The sequence below is a fragment of the Yimella sp. NH-Cas1 genome (genome assembly GCF_022359705.1).
GTDB lineage: Bacteria > Actinomycetota > Actinomycetes > Actinomycetales > Dermatophilaceae > Yimella > Yimella lutea.
On the sequence record NZ_JAKSGG010000003.1, the window covers coordinates 228,480 to 242,753 of the forward strand.

13 protein-coding genes are annotated in these 14,274 nt (G+C 67.6%); 5 read left to right on the top strand and 8 right to left on the bottom strand.

Going from position 1 to position 14,274, the window contains the following annotated elements; translation table 11 throughout:
* Window positions 1–25: 25 nt before the first annotated feature.
* Entirely contained in the window at window positions 26–1,021 is a 996-nt protein-coding gene (locus MF407_RS01455) for a DnaJ C-terminal domain-containing protein (RefSeq protein WP_239700923.1), read from the top strand.
* Entirely contained in the window at window positions 1,021–1,461 is a 441-nt protein-coding gene (locus MF407_RS01460) for a helix-turn-helix transcriptional regulator (RefSeq protein WP_239700926.1), read from the top strand. Before MF407_RS01455 ends, MF407_RS01460 begins: the two co-directional genes overlap by 1 nt.
* Window positions 1,462–1,501: 40 nt before the next feature.
* On the opposite strand, the gene MF407_RS01465 is transcribed toward MF407_RS01460, so the two are convergent.
* The 5 genes from MF407_RS01465 to MF407_RS01485 form a co-directional block, all read right to left on the bottom strand.
* Window positions 1,502–3,244, bottom strand: a complete 1,743-nt coding sequence (locus tag MF407_RS01465; protein ID WP_239700929.1) for a pyruvate dehydrogenase — start codon at window positions 3,242–3,244, stop codon at window positions 1,502–1,504.
* A gap of 82 nt (window positions 3,245–3,326) precedes the next feature.
* On the bottom strand, window positions 3,327–4,550 hold the full coding sequence (gene rocD, locus MF407_RS01470; RefSeq protein ID WP_129624694.1) for an ornithine--oxo-acid transaminase: 1,224 nt from the start codon (window positions 4,548–4,550) through the stop codon (window positions 3,327–3,329).
* On the bottom strand, window positions 4,547–4,726 hold the full coding sequence (locus tag MF407_RS01475; protein ID WP_239700932.1) for a hypothetical protein: 180 nt from the start codon (window positions 4,724–4,726) through the stop codon (window positions 4,547–4,549). Before MF407_RS01475 ends, rocD begins: the two co-directional genes overlap by 4 nt.
* Window positions 4,727–4,787: 61 nt before the next feature.
* A complete protein-coding gene (locus MF407_RS01480; protein ID WP_129624692.1) occupies window positions 4,788–5,258 on the bottom strand; it encodes an SRPBCC family protein in 471 nt (156 codons plus the stop codon).
* Window positions 5,259–5,310: 52 nt separating this feature from the next.
* On the bottom strand, window positions 5,311–6,144 hold the full coding sequence (locus MF407_RS01485) for an SGNH/GDSL hydrolase family protein (RefSeq protein ID WP_129624691.1): 834 nt from the start codon (window positions 6,142–6,144) through the stop codon (window positions 5,311–5,313).
* A 121-nt stretch (window positions 6,145–6,265) separates the two neighbouring features.
* Between MF407_RS01485 and MF407_RS01490 the strand changes: the two genes are divergently transcribed.
* On the top strand, window positions 6,266–6,553 hold the full coding sequence (locus tag MF407_RS01490) for a hypothetical protein (RefSeq protein WP_239700935.1): 288 nt from the start codon (window positions 6,266–6,268) through the stop codon (window positions 6,551–6,553).
* On the opposite strand, the gene MF407_RS01495 is transcribed toward MF407_RS01490, so the two are convergent.
* The gene (locus MF407_RS01495; RefSeq protein ID WP_239700938.1) at window positions 6,541–8,211 is read right to left on the bottom strand and encodes a TerD family protein; all 1,671 of its coding nucleotides are present in this window, start codon (window positions 8,209–8,211) and stop codon (window positions 6,541–6,543) included. The genes MF407_RS01490 and MF407_RS01495 overlap by 13 nt on opposite strands.
* 7 nt (window positions 8,212–8,218) lie before the next feature.
* Entirely contained in the window at window positions 8,219–9,544 is a 1,326-nt protein-coding gene (locus MF407_RS01500) for a TerD family protein (protein WP_239700941.1), read from the bottom strand.
* 378 nt (window positions 9,545–9,922) lie between these two features.
* On the opposite strand from MF407_RS01500, the gene clpB reads away from it, so the two are divergent.
* Window positions 9,923–12,490, top strand: a complete 2,568-nt coding sequence (gene clpB / locus MF407_RS01505) for an ATP-dependent chaperone ClpB (protein ID WP_129624687.1) — start codon at window positions 9,923–9,925, stop codon at window positions 12,488–12,490.
* Between the two features lie 72 nt (window positions 12,491–12,562).
* Here clpB and MF407_RS01510 read toward each other — a convergent pair whose 3' ends face one another.
* Window positions 12,563–13,429 (bottom strand): alpha/beta hydrolase, encoded by an 867-nt coding sequence (locus MF407_RS01510; protein ID WP_239700944.1) that lies wholly within the window; start codon window positions 13,427–13,429, stop codon window positions 12,563–12,565.
* 162 nt (window positions 13,430–13,591) lie between these two features.
* Here MF407_RS01510 and MF407_RS01515 point away from each other — a divergent pair, with 162 nt between their 5' ends.
* Window positions 13,592–14,176 (top strand): peptidoglycan-binding protein, encoded by a 585-nt coding sequence (locus tag MF407_RS01515; RefSeq protein WP_239700947.1) that lies wholly within the window; start codon window positions 13,592–13,594, stop codon window positions 14,174–14,176.
* Window positions 14,177–14,274 lie beyond the last annotated feature (98 nt).

Sequence of the window (14,274 nt, forward strand, 5' to 3'; positions counted from 1 at the left end):
CACGACGAAGGACCAAGGAGAAAGCATGGCGAGCCAGGACTGGCTGGAGAAGGACTTTTACAAGATCCTCGGGGTGCCCCAGGACGCGTCCGAGGCCGACATCAAGAAGGCCTACCGCAAATTGGCCCGGCAGTACCACCCGGACAAGAACCCGGGCGACACGGTCGCCGAGCAGAAGTTCAAGGACGTCGGGGAGGCCAACTCCGTCCTCGGCGACAAGGACAAGCGCGCCGAGTACGACCAGTTGCGCGCGATGGTCGGCGGGGGAGCTCGCTTCACCGCAGGCGGTGGAGGGGGTGGCGCCGGAGCAGCCGGCTTTGAGGACCTCTTCGGTTCGATGTTCGGTGGCGGCGGTGCCGGTCCGGCCGGCGGCTTCTCCACCGGTGGCGGACAGACCTTCAACCTGGACGACATCCTCGGCCAGTTCGGTGGTGGCGCAGGGGGATTCGGCGGCAACGGCGGATTCAGCCAAGCGCCCCCGAAGGGCCGCGACGTCCGTGCTCAGACCACCTTGTCGTTCCGTTCCGCGGCTGAGGGCGAGACCGTCTCGCTGCAGTCGGCCGACGGCTCGACGATCAAGACCCGTATCCCCGCGGGCGTGAAGGACGGACAGACGATCCGGCTGCGGGGCAAGGGGCAGCCCGGCCCCGGCGGTGCCGGCGACCTGCTGCTGGAAGTGCACGTGCAGCCGCACCCGGTGTTCGGCCGGGACGGCAACGACATCACCGTCGACCTGCCGGTCACCTTCGCCGAGGCGACCTTGGGCGCCACGGTCGCGGTACCGACCCTCGACGGTTCGACCGTCAAGGTCAAGATCGCTCCCGGAACGCAGTCCGGTCAGGTGCTGCGGATCAAGGGCCGAGGCATCCAGGCCAAGTCCGGCGCGGGCAACCTGCTCGCGAAGGTGCACGTGGTGGTGCCGACAGATCTGTCGGACGACGACAAGAAGACGCTCGCCGAGATCGCCGACAAACGGGGCGGTGACCCGCGCGCCGATCTGATGGCGAAGGCGCGTCAGTGATGGACCGCTCGCCCATACCCGACATGGACGCCCCGGTGTATGTGATCTCGGTGGCGGCCGAGCTGGCCGGAATGCACGCTCAAACGTTGCGTCAGTACGACCGGCTCGGCATCGTCACCCCGTCGCGCACCCGGGGTGGCGGACGCCGTTACAGCGCCCGCGACATCGAGATGTTGCGGGAGGTGCAGCGCCTGTCCCAGGAGGAAGGCGTCAGCCTGGCCGGCATCGCCCGGATCATGGAGGTCGAGGCACAGGTCGACACCCTCCGCGCCAGGGTCCACGAACTTCAGGATCAGCTCCAATACGCTTCGGCGGCAAGAGTTTTCGCCGCTGCGCCGGGCGGTCAGATCGTCGCACTGCGGCCGGGCGAACGTGCCCGTCGCCGGGCCCCGGGCACGTCCTTGGTGGTTTGGCGCCCCAGCGCTGATCTACACCCGTAATCAAGGAAACCGGTCGCAATTGCGACCGGTTTCCTTGTCGTCAGCGGGGCAGGTTGCGCAGGTTGGACCGCGCCATCGACACCGCTTCTCCCGCGCCGCCGTTGAACACGATCTTGCTCATCGCCGTGGCGAATCCGAAGATCTGCGTGCCGGTCACCTTGGGCGGGATCGACAACGCGTTCGGGTCGGTCACGACGTCCACCAGTGCCGGCCCGTCGTGCGCCAGCGCTTCCCGGTACGCCTTCTCCAAGTGCTTCGGGTCCTCCACGCGAATCGACTTCCAGCCCATGGCTGCTGCGATCGCGGCGTAGTTGACCTCGGGCACGTCGACGCCGAAGTCGGGCAACTTGTCGACCAGCATCTCCAGCTTCACCATGCCCAGGGTCGAGTTGTTGAACACCACGACATTGATCGGCAGGTCGTAGGCCGCCGCGGTGAGCATCTCGCCCAGCAGCATGCCGAGGCCACCGTCACCTGACATCGAGATCACCTGCCGGTCGCGCTGGGCGAACTGTGCGCCGATGGCCTGCGGCAGCGCGTTCGCCATCGATCCGTGCAGAAACGAGCCGATGAGGCGGCGCGAGCCGAGCGGGTTGATGTACCGAGCGCTCCACACGTTGCACATGCCGGTGTCGGCGGTGAACACCGCGTTGTCCGCCGCGACTTGGTCCAGGACGGACGCCGCGTACTCGGGGTGGATCGGCTTCTTCTTCTCCACCTTGCGCGTGTAGGCGCCTACTGCTTTGTCCATGAGCCCGTCGTGACGCTTGAGGGTCTTCTCCAGGAACGTGCGGCTCTTCTTACGCTGCACCAACGGGATCAGCGCGCGCAGGGTCGTACCCACGTCACCGTGTACCGGAATGTCCACGGAGGTACGTCGGCCGATCACGGCGGCATCGCGGTCGACCTGGGCCGTGGTGACGTCGGGTAGGAACTGGTCGTAAGGGAAGTCGGTGCCGAGCATGATCAGCAGGTCGGCGTCCTCCATCCCGGCCGCCGCAGCGCCGTAACCGAGCAAGCCGGTCATGCCCACGTCGTACGGGTTGTCGTACTGGATGAGCTCCTTGCCACGCAGTGAGTGCCCGACGGGTGCACCGATGAGGTCGGCGAGCTCGACGACGGCGTCGTGTTCGCCGGCGATGCCATGCCCGACGAAGAGAGCGACCTTGTCGGAGGCGTTGATGGCGTCGGCGAGCCGTTGCATGACCGCCGCCGGGGGAGTGAGGACTCCGCGCTCGACCGGAACATAGCGGGGCGCTTCTGCCGTCGCTTCCTCGTCGGCGACATCGCCGGGCAAGGTGATGACCGCGACGCCCGGCTCGGCCACCGCGTGCCTGATCGCGGACGCCACCACGCGGGGGGCCTGGGTCGGGGTGGAGATGAGCTCGGAGTAGACCGAGCACTCGTTGAAGATGCGGTCGGGGTGCGTCTCCTGAAAGTACCCCTGGCCGATCTGGGAGCTCGGGATGTGGCTCGCGATCGCGATCACCGGCGCGCCCGAACGATTCGCGTCGTACAGGCCGTTGATCAGGTGCAGGTTGCCCGGACCGCACGAGCCGGCGCACGCGACGAGTTCACCGGTGACCTGGGCATCGGCGCCGGCTGCGAACGCAGCGGCTTCCTCGTGGCGCACGTGGACCCAGTCGATCCCACCTTTCGCCGAGCCGCCGGTACGGCGCACGGCGTCGACCACCGGGTTGAGACTGTCGCCGACGATGCCGTAGATGCGGCGGACGCCGGCGTCCTGAAGTTGAGCGACGAGCTGATCAGCAACGGTTGTCATGCGTCCAGTCAACGCTGATCCGGCGGGGTTGTGCAGCTTGCGGCCTGTTCGGTGTGCCACGTCGGCGCACTCGGCTTACAGCTCATCGAATCGCGTCGGCCAGTGACTCGGAGATGGAGTCGGCGATGAGATCGATGTCCGACTCGGACGCCACGAGCGGGGGAGCGATACGCACGGTCGAGCCGTGGGTGTCCTTGACCAGGACACCGCGGTGCATCAGCGCGACACTCAGGTCGCGTCCGCTCATCACGTTCGGGTCGAGGTCGAGGCCGGCCCACAGTCCACGGCTGCGGACGGTGACCACCGCGTCCCCGAGGCCGTTGAGACGTTCGGTGAGGCGTGCACCCAATCGGCTTGCGGCGTCCTGGAATTCGCCGGTGCCGAGCATCGCGACGACCTCGCGTCCTACCGCCGCCGCCAACGGATTGCCGCCGAACGTCGAACCGTGGCTGCCCGGAGTGATGACGTCGAGCACGTCGTGGTTCGCGGCAATCGCAGAGACCGGCAGGATGCCGCCGCCGAGCGCCTTGCCGAGCACGACGATGTCGGGCACGACGTTCTCGTGTTCGACGGCCAGCGTGCGACCGGTCCGTGCCAGACCCGACTGGATCTCGTCGGCGATGAACAGCATGCTGTGCTGCGTGCAGAGTTCACGCACCCGGCCGAGGAAGCCGGCCTGCGGGATCACGACGCCACCCTCGCCCTGGATCGGCTCGATGAGCACGGCGATCGTCTCGTCGTTGATCGCGGCTTCGAGCGCCTCGGCGTCGCCGTAGGGAACAACCACGAATCCCGGTGTGAACGGCCCGAATCCGGCGCGCGCCTCCTCGTCCGTCGAGAACGAGACGATCGTGGTGGTGCGGCCGTGGAAGTTGCCTTCCATGACGATGATCTGCCCGCGTTCGGCCGGGATGCCCTTCACCTCGTGGCCCCAACGTCGTGCCACCTTCAGGGCCGTCTCGACGGCCTCGGCGCCGGTGTTCATCGGCAGGATGACCTCCTTGCCGACGAGGTCACCGAGTTCGGCGGCGAACTCTCCGAGCTGGTCGTTGTAGAACGCGCGGCTGGTCAGGGTCAGCTTGCGCAGCTGGGTCTCGGCGGCGGCGATCAGCTGCGGGTGGCCGTGGCCGAAGTTGAGCGCGGAGTAGCCGGCGAGGCAGTCGAGGTACCGGTTGCCGTCGACGTCGGTCACCCAGGCGCCCTCACCGTGGGCGAGGACGACGGGCAGCGGGTGGTAATTGTGCGCGGCGCGCGACTCGGTGAGGTCGACGTGGTGCTGCGTGCTGGAAGCGGTGGATGCGCTCATGTGGTGACTCCTTCTTCGACAGTATTCACGGTAGGTGCTTCCTGGCGTCCGTGGCTCTTGGCGTACCAACAGGCCACGATTGCGCCGGCGACGGCGGCCATCGCAAGCACTGCCCAGGCCAGGCCGGCGTGGAACTGCCAGAGCGCGAGCGCACCGAGCTTCCTGCCCGCGAGCACACCACGAGGGTTCCGCGACGTTGCCGCGGAACCCTCGTAGAACGTTGTGCCCGAGAGGAACTCAGACCAGTTCGGACAGGCGCTGCAGGCTGTGCTCCAGCTTGTCCTTCTCGACCAGCGGGAAACTGATCTTCTTCAGCAAGTCCTTGTCGGTGACCTTGCTCCAGTCGTAGGTGAGCGTCACCTCGGTCTCGTGCTGGCCCTTCGGCTCCAGTTCCCAGACCCACTCCCAGCCCTTGGGCTCGGTGCCGGCGGGGGCGGTCTGCCATGCCACGAGGCGGTCGTGGGCATAGCCGGTGACGTGGTTGTCGGTCTTGTACTCACCGCCCATGTGATCGCCTTCCATGTTCATGGTGAACACCTGGCCGTTGGCGGTGATCCGGTCGCCCTGGTCCTCGCTGCGCACGAAGCCGGAGCCGTCGAACTCGGGGTGGCGCTTGGGGTTGCTGATGATGTCGAAGATGGCGTCGGCCGGAGCCTCGATGGTGCGGCTGACGACGATCTTGTTCTGTTCTGCCTTGTGGTTGCTCATGTCTCCACTCTGCCTTCCGGACGGCCGTCGTACGGCTGTCCGGCTCGATCGATCAGGCCGTGGCGCCGACGTGCTCGTGCACCCAGACGGCGTCGCCCGCGCGGGAGCGCGCCAGCCGCTTCATGCCGTCGGACGGGTGGACGAGCTCGGGCCACTTCGGGGTGAGCGAATCTCCCTCCCTGACGCCGCTGAGTCGTCGGCGCAACAGCGGCAACACCTCGTGGCGCACCCACGCGCTCTCGGTACGCACCGCCTGTCGCCACGGCCGCGGCTCCCATGGACCCAGTTGCGGCAACTTCAACGTGTGCGGGACGCCGAGTGTCTTGAGCACCTCGGCGGCGAGCACCTTGTGTCCGGCGCCCGACATGTGGATGCGGTCGGGTGCCCACATGCGCCGATCGCGGAACTCCGAGAGGCGGGTGTGGTCGACCAGGATGGCGTTGTACGACACGGAAAGATCGCGAACCACATTGTTGTAGAAGGAGATCCGGCGGCGGAAGGGTTCGAGTACGCGGCTGCTGGTGGTGTCGAACGTGGTGAACAGCACAACGTCGGGGACGGCGTGTGTCAGTTCGCGTAACGCTGCTTCGTAGCGTTCCATCACCGAGTTCATGTCGACCCGGATCGACAGAATGTCGTTGCCACCGGCGTAGAAGGAGGCGACCGTGGGTTCGAGCGCGATGGCGTCCTGCAACTGCTCCTGCACGATCTCGTCGAGCAGTTTGCTGCGGATCGCCAGGTTCGCGTACTTCCACCGGTCGTCGGCCCGTCCCAGTTGCCGGGCCATGCGGTCGGCCCATCCTCGAACCCCGTTGGGATACAACAGGTTCGGATCGCCCACACCTTCGGTGAAGGAGTCCCCGATCGCCACGAAACGTCCAGTCATCGAGGGGCACGGTAAGTGGTTCGGGCGACGGGTCTGCGACGAGCGAGTGACCTGCGAGCGAACATTCGTGCGTGCGGTGCGCCCTTTTGTTCGGCGAGGATCGCGGTGGCAGGGTGTGCGCGTGACCGAGTACCTGCTGGTGTTCCCCGAACGCGACGACGCCGACGAAGTGGCCGAAGAGCTGCGCGACGAAGAATTCGACGAGGTTCGCGTCGTCCGTGAGGCGCTGGCCGGAGAGGACGATGCGGAGGCCCACGACTGGGCGGTCTACGTCCGGGTCGACACCATCGACGACCCGACCTCGGCCGTCGCCAACGCGCTGGTCGCCCGGTTCGAGGAGATGACCGCAGACCGCGACGGTTGGCTCGACGACGACGTCACCGGCAAGGGCTGGACTCAGGACCGCTGACCGGACGAGGTGATCCGGGCCGCCACGGAGCGGGCACTCGCCGTCGCCTCGGGATCGAAGCACCACGCAACACCGGTGTCGTCCAACAGGTTCGGTTCCGGACCGTCCTGCAGCCACAGCGCCGAACGCAGTATCTCCTCCATCGCGCTGCCTTCCGTCGGTGGCTCGGCCGCGGCATCGAACTGGGTCAGCACGACGAACTGGACGTCGAGCGCGTAACCCCACGGCAGACACTCGGCGATGCGCCGTTGGATCTGCTCGTCGTACCCGTGCGGCCAGTGCGCCAGCACCACCAGGTGACGGGCGTCGTCCCGGACGTCATCCAGCGCGTCGGGGATCCGGGACTCGACGGCCATCCGTGCCAGATCGACGCGGTGCGCGAGTTGATCGACGAACGAAACCAACTCGGCGGGCGAGCGATGGCGAGTGACGTCGTCGGTGATGCCCGGACCGAACTGTCCGAGTGACGACGACAGCGATCCGTCGAGGTCGACCAGCTGGACGTCGAACCCGCCGGGTGGGGTGAGTGCCATCATCCGGGCGATGAGTCCGTGCACCCACGCGGCTCCTACCGGTGGGCGGTTCGGATCGTCCGACCACATCAGTGCACGTGCGGCCCAGGTGTGCGGCATCGGCAGGTTGAGCGAGGGTCCTTGAGGTGGGTACAGCGAGCCGAGGCGGATGACGGACGCTGTGTGATCGTTGCGGTCGATCGCGCGGTTCGTGGGCGAGTGCGTCCCTCCGGCCAGCGTCTCCCAGTCCAGGGAATCCAGACGCGCGAGGGGGAGGGGCATCGCGAACTCCTCGGCGACGAGTTCGCTATGCAGAGCCTCGGCCTCCTGTGCGTACCGTTCCTCGGCACGGGACACGAGTTCGGCACACTCCTGCTCGACGGACGCCGGCACCCCGGCTGTACCGACTGCACCGCGTGCGTTCTCCTGCGCGGCGAGCATCTTGTCGGCGGCGTAGGCGAGTGCGGTCTGATGTGCGCGCCGGGCCTGACTGATGTCGTGGCGCAGGCTCCGGATCGCTCGCAACGCCCCGGCCACCGTGTCGTCGTCCGGTCCGGCGAACACCTGAGTGGGGTTGCCGTGGGCCGGGGGTTGAGTTGACGTCGGTAGAGGAATCGCAGGTGGTGTAACCGGCGGCGCTGCTGCTTCGATCGGGGCCTCAGGTGTCTCGACGTCGATCCCGTGTGCTTGGAGTGCGGCGGGCAGTCCGTCGCGCCAGCCCTGCCCGACGGCGCGCACCTTCCACGCATCGTTGCGGCGATAAACCTCGAGCCCGATCAGGCAGCGTTCGCCGTCCAATCGAGTTGGTTCGTAACGTACTTCGCTCGATTCTCCGTGGGCCGAGACCTGGACGACACCGTCGGCGAGCGGCGGCTGGTCGTCGTCGACACTCACCAGCAGCCGGACCACCTGGATCTCAGCAGACAGGTGAGCGGTCTCGATGTGGACGGTCTGCGCGTCTTGCGCATCGGCCGTCCACTTCACACCGGTCGTGTGCGGTGCGTTGTAGAACACGAAGTCCTGCTCGTCCCGCACCTTCGCATCACTACCGAGCAGCAACGCCGACAGGTCGGCCCGCCCGTGTAGCCGGACGGTCACCCGCGTTTCGGGCCACGGGTGGTTCTGTCCGCTGACGAGTTCGGTCACGGCGTTCTCACTGGGCGAAGCGGCTCATCATCGGGAAGACCTCCTGCGGCACTCGTGCCTGTACTGCCTCGCCGATCGCCTGCATCCGCCAGCCCGAGCCAGTGCGGCGTAGTGCGGCCATCACCATGCCGGTGGTGGCATCGCCGCCGGACAGTTGGTATCGCACCAATTCGCCGCCGCGGCCCGCCTCGTCGATGAGCCGGCAGAAGGCGTTCTGCACCATCTGGAACGTATGCCCCTCGTAGGAACTCACGACGAGGATGACGCTGGTGACGTGCACCGGGATGCGGTTCAGATCGACCATGATCACCTCGTCGTCGCCGTCCCCGGCACCCGTCCGGTTGTCTCCGGTGTGACGCACGGATCCGTCGGCTGACGACAGCCGGTTGTAGAAGACGAGGTCGACGATGTCGTTGCCCGCCACCAGGATTGCGGAAGCGTCGAGGTCGACTTCGGCGGTGCGTCGCGACAGTATTCCGCCTCGCTGGACGGGGTCCCAGCCCAGGCCCATGCGGACCAGGCTGAGGTTGCTTCCGTCGTCCTTGCGCAGGTTGACCGATTGGCCTTTGCTCAGGTTCACCGGACGGCCACGGGTCAGGCGGGAACCGTCGTCCCCGGCGGGTGCTGCCGGTGCTTGGGCGTAGGGGTCGTCGCCGCCCTGACTCGTCGGCGGGGCGGCCGGTGCCGGCGCGGGGGATGGCGCAGCCATGGCGTCGGACGTGTACGGGTCCGGACGGCGGGGTGCTGGAGCCGGCGGCTGGGTCGAAACCGGTTGCGAGGCGGGGGTGTTCGCCGCAGGTACCGGAGCCGCTGTGGCAGGTTCGTCGGCGACGTCGGCGCCGTGGTCTCGCAGCAGGTCGGCCAGTCCACCGCCGTAACCCTGCCCGACCGAGCGCAGCTTCCACTCGCCATTGCGCCGGTAGAACTCGACGGCGATGAGGATCGACTCGCTGCTCAGCCCGGACAGTTCGGCTTGAGCGAGCGGTGCGCCGTCGGCGCTGGTCACCACAGCCACCGGCGCGGAAACCAGCGAGCCGAAGGTGCGGCCGGCCTCGTCCAGCGAGGTCACCACACGCACCTTCTCGATCTCGGGCGGCAGTTCGCCCAGACGCACCTGGAGCTGCCAGGGCTGTCCACCGCTCGGCGGGATGCAACGGACGCCGGGACCCTCGGGCTGGTTGTAGAACACGATGTCCTGATCACCACGCACCCTGCCGTCGCTGGTCAGCAGCAGCGCGGACAGGTCTGCTGCGGCGCCGACCTGCACCGTCACGGCGACCTGGCTGGCGGACAGTGGCGCATTCTGGCCCTTGGCCAACTGCACAGCGGACATCGAGTGCCTCCTTTGGATCGAATCGCGCGGGGTGACAGCTTCTCCCGCCCTGCTGCCGACGTTCAGTCTACGGACTCGGTTGCATCCCGCGTCGCGGTTCGGACAGCGCAGCGAACGGTCGGGTCACGTCATGTCCACTCGACGCCGGTGGGCTGAGGGAGCATCAGGCGCGGTGCACCCGTGCTGCAGTTCGGGAACGGCAAGTCTCAAGCCGGGGCCTCGTGACGGGAGCGACGCGCATGTTCGAAGTTGAGCGGAATAGGCTCAATTTCGGCGGCGTTGACATAGGCAGCCGACGTTGTCCGTCACCGCTCGACTAGCGTGGGGCGAGCCAGCGTCACCTCGTAAACGTATGTCCGAACCGAAGGAGTCCCGAGAGTGGATCTTCAGCTGACCACGAAGGCGCAGGAAGCGCTGTCCATGGCCACCCGATCGGCGATCACCGCCGGCAACCCCCAGATCGAGCCGGCCCACCTGCTCGCCGCACTGGCCGCACAGACCGACACCACCACCGGGCCGCTGCTCGAGGCGGTCGGAACGAGCGCGGCCGCCGTTCGTGGCGTCGCCGACCAGGCGCTGCGGTCGTTGCCGGCCGCCAGCGGGTCGAGCGTGGGTCAGCCGTCGATGTCGCGCGCGCTGGTGGGCGTGCTCGAACAGGCCCGCCAGGCGATGACCTCGATGGGCGACTCGTTCGTCTCCACCGACCACCTGCTGCTCGCGCTCGCGCGCACCAACCAGTTCAGCCTCGACGCCGAGGCGATCGCCGAGGCGATCCCGAAGACCCGCGGCGGCGCCAAGGTCACCTCGGCCGAACCCGAGGGGCAGTTCGACGCGCTGGAGAAGTACGGCACCGACCTCACCGCGGTCGCCCGTGAGGGCAAGCTCGACCCGGTGATCGGCCGCGACGCCGAGATCCGCCGGGTCATCCAGGTGCTTTCGCGGCGCACCAAGAACAACCCCGTGCTCATCGGTGAGCCTGGCGTCGGCAAGACCGCGGTCGTCGAGGGTCTCGCCCAGCGCATCGTCGCCGGCGACGTGCCCGAATCGTTGCGCGACAAGCGTCTGATCAGCCTCGACCTCGGCGCGATGGTCGCCGGCGCGAAGTTCCGCGGCGAGTTCGAGGAGCGGCTGAAGGCGGTGCTGGAAGAGATCAAGAACTCCAGCGGCCAGGTCGTCACCTTCATCGACGAACTGCACACCGTCGTCGGCGCCGGAGCCTCCGGCGACAGCGCGATGGACGCCGGCAACATGCTGAAGCCGATGCTCGCCCGCGGCGAACTGCGGCTGGTCGGCGCGACGACCCTCGACGAATACCGCGAGCACATCGAGAAGGACCCGGCTCTGGAGCGCCGCTTCCAGCAGGTGTTCGTCGGTGAGCCGAGTGTCGAGGACACCATCGCGATCCTGCGTGGCCTGAAGGAGCGGTACGAGGCCCACCACAAGGTGGCGATCGCCGACTCCGCGCTGGTGGCCGCCGCCTCGCTGTCCGACCGCTACATCACCAGCCGGCAACTGCCCGACAAGGCGATCGACCTCGTCGACGAGGCCGCATCGCGGCTGCGGATGGAGATCGACTCCAGCCCGGTCGAGATCGACGAGCTGCGACGACAGGTCGACCGCCTGAAGATGGAGCAGTTCCACCTGGAGAACGAGACCGACGACGCCTCCAAGGACCGGCTCGCCAAGTTGCTGGCCGATCTCGCCGACAAGCAGGAGCAACTCGCCGCCCTCAACGCACGCTGGGAGGCCGAGAAGAAGTCGCTGAACCAGGTCGGTGAACTCAAGGCCCAGATCGACGAACTGCGCACTCAGGCAGACCGATTGGAGCGCGAGGGCGACCTCGGTGGTGCCTCGAAGATCCGCTTCGGTGACCTGCCCGCGCTGGAGCAACAGATGGCCGACGCGCAGGCCGCAGAGGCGACGTCCTCGCGCGCCGGTGGCGAGGCCCTGATGGTCAAGGACGAGGTGGGCGCCGACGACATCGCCGACGTCATCAGCTCCTGGACCGGCATCCCCGCCGGGCGACTGCTCGAGGGCGAGACCGAGAAGTTGCTGCGGATGGAGGACTTCCTCGGCAAGCGGCTGATCGGCCAGCAGGCCGCCGTACGGGCGGTGTCCGACGCCGTCCGGCGCTCGCGGGCCGGCATCGCCGACCCCAACCGTCCGACCGGGTCGTTCCTGTTCCTCGGCCCGACCGGCGTGGGCAAGACCGAGCTGGCGAAGGCGTTGGCCGACTTCCTGTTCGACGACGAGCGCGCGATGGTGCGCATCGACATGTCCGAATACTCCGAGCGCCACTCGGTGGCGCGGCTCATCGGTGCCCCTCCGGGCTACGTCGGTTACGAGGAGGGCGGTCAACTGACCGAGGCGGTGCGCCGCCGGCCCTACAGCGTGGTGCTGCTGGACGAGGTGGAGAAGGCCCACCCGGAGACCTTCGACATCCTGCTGCAGGTGCTCGACGACGGACGCCTGACCGACGGTCAGGGCCGCACGATCGACTTCCGCAACGTGATCCTCGTGCTCACCAGCAACCTCGGGTCGCAGTTCCTCATCGACCCGGCGTTGTCGCCGGAGCAGAAGCGCGAGTCTGTGATGACCGCGGTGCGTTCGTCGTTCAAGCCGGAGTTCCTCAACCGTCTCGACGAAACGGTGATCTTCGAACCGCTGTCGAAGGACGAACTCGCCGAGATCGTCAACCTGCAGGTCGCTTCCTTCGGGGAGCGTCTGAAGGACCGCCGCATCACGCTCGAGGTCACCGAGACGGCCCGCCAGTGGTTGGCCGACGAGGGCTACGACCCGGCCTACGGTGCCCGTCCGCTGCGCCGTCTGGTGCAGAAGGAGATCGGCGACCGTCTGGCGAAGGCACTGCTGTCCGGCGAGGTGCGCGATGGCGACACGGTCACCGTCGACAAGGACGCAGACAAGCCGGAGCTCACGCTCAGCTGAGGACGGGAAACGCCCCGGGATCCGAAAGGACCTCGGGGCGTTTCTCGCTGTGCACAGAACGGGCCGCAGCCGTCAGCCGAGGTACTGCTCGATCGCGCCGACGACGACCTCGGGTTCTTCCAACGGCACCATGTGCCCGCGGTCGTCCAGGACCTTGAGCTGCGCGTGTGGCATCTCCTCGTGGATACGACGAGCCAACACCTTCGGCGCCAGCTTGTCGCGTCCGCCGACGATCACCGTCGTCGGCGTGTGTTCCAGCCTGGCCAGCGCAGCCACCTCGTCGTGCTTCATCAAGGCGCCGTAGAACGCTCCGTAGGTGATCAGGCTGGCCCCGCCGGTGAGCGCCGTGGTGAGCGCGACATCCTCGTCGCGGGCATCGGCACCGAACAGGTACTCGCGCTGTCGCTTGTCCCGGATCAACCGTCCCGGCCGTCCGCGGAACGGCAGCCTCGACAAGGCTCGCATGATCTTCTGCTCGCCGGGCAGGCCGGTGCCGCGCAGCCCGCCGGCTGCCGTGGAACAGAACACGACGCCGCGGACGCGGTCGATCTCCTCGGGTGTCGCGGTGCCGGAGTAGGCCATGACGGTCATGCCGCCCATCGAGTGGCCGGCGAGGACCAGCGGCGATGCGTCGGGCACCAAGGCTGCGATCACCTCGCGCAGGTCCTGCCCCAGACGGCCGACCGATTCACCGGACGAGCGGTGCCGGCCGCCGGCGAGAGTGGACTCGCCGTGTCCGCGTTGATCCCACAACACGACGCGCACGCCGTCGCCGAGGGCATCGACCACCCGGTGCCAGGAGCGGTGGGTGAGCGTCCAGCCATGGGCGAGGACGACGGTCGGTGCGTCGGGTGCAGTTGCCTCGGAAGGGCGGCGGACGTACGCCGCGAGCAGGGCTCCGTCCGAGGCGAGGACGGTGTGGCGGTCGAGGGAGGTCATGCCTGCCAGCCAACACGAATACGGGGGAATTGCCCGGCTGCGGCACGCACCCCGCGTCGTTCGTGTCGGAACGAACAGCGGCCGGCTCCCGTCGCTGTTGAAGGGCCGCTCGGTTCAAACGGACCCGTTCATCCGAAGTTCTCGAACACAGGGGAGACGATCATGACCATCCACGACAATCGGCCACACAGCGAGCAGAAGCGTGACCGCCCCAGCCGGCGGACTCTGTTGGCCGGTGCAGGAGCAACCGCGGTTGCCGCAGTCACCGGCGTTGCCGCCGCGTCCTCGGCCAGCGCGGACGGATTCCACTACCCGAAGGTGCGTCCTGGGCTGGTGCACTACGACGACGTGCTGCTGCTCAAGAGCTGGTTGCAGGCCAATAAGTACAAGCCGACCACCGGCAGCAGGTTCAAGGTCGCGTACTACGACCCGCAGACGCAGCAACTGGTCAAGCACTTCCAGGCGCGGTGCCGACTGAAGACCGACATGATCGTCGGACCCAAGACTTGGTGCGCGTTGATCGCCCGAACCGCGGGCCGGCAGAAGCTGCGCCGGGGGATGAGCACGAACGACGTCCAGCTCCTGCAACTGGCGCTCAATGCCCGCTTCGACTCCGGTCTGAAGGCCGACGTGAAGTTCGGGGCGGCCACCGAACGTGAGGTGCGGCGCTATCAGCGGATGGTCGGACTGAAGGTCGACGGCGTCGTCGGTACGCGCACCTGGGAACGCCTCGCCGACGGACGCTGACTCATCGAACACCGTCGTGTCCGACGCGCGGTCGGCTGCGGGAACTTCCGGGGTTACCCGCGCGTCGGACAAGTCGGCCCGGACGGGCATCTCGATGG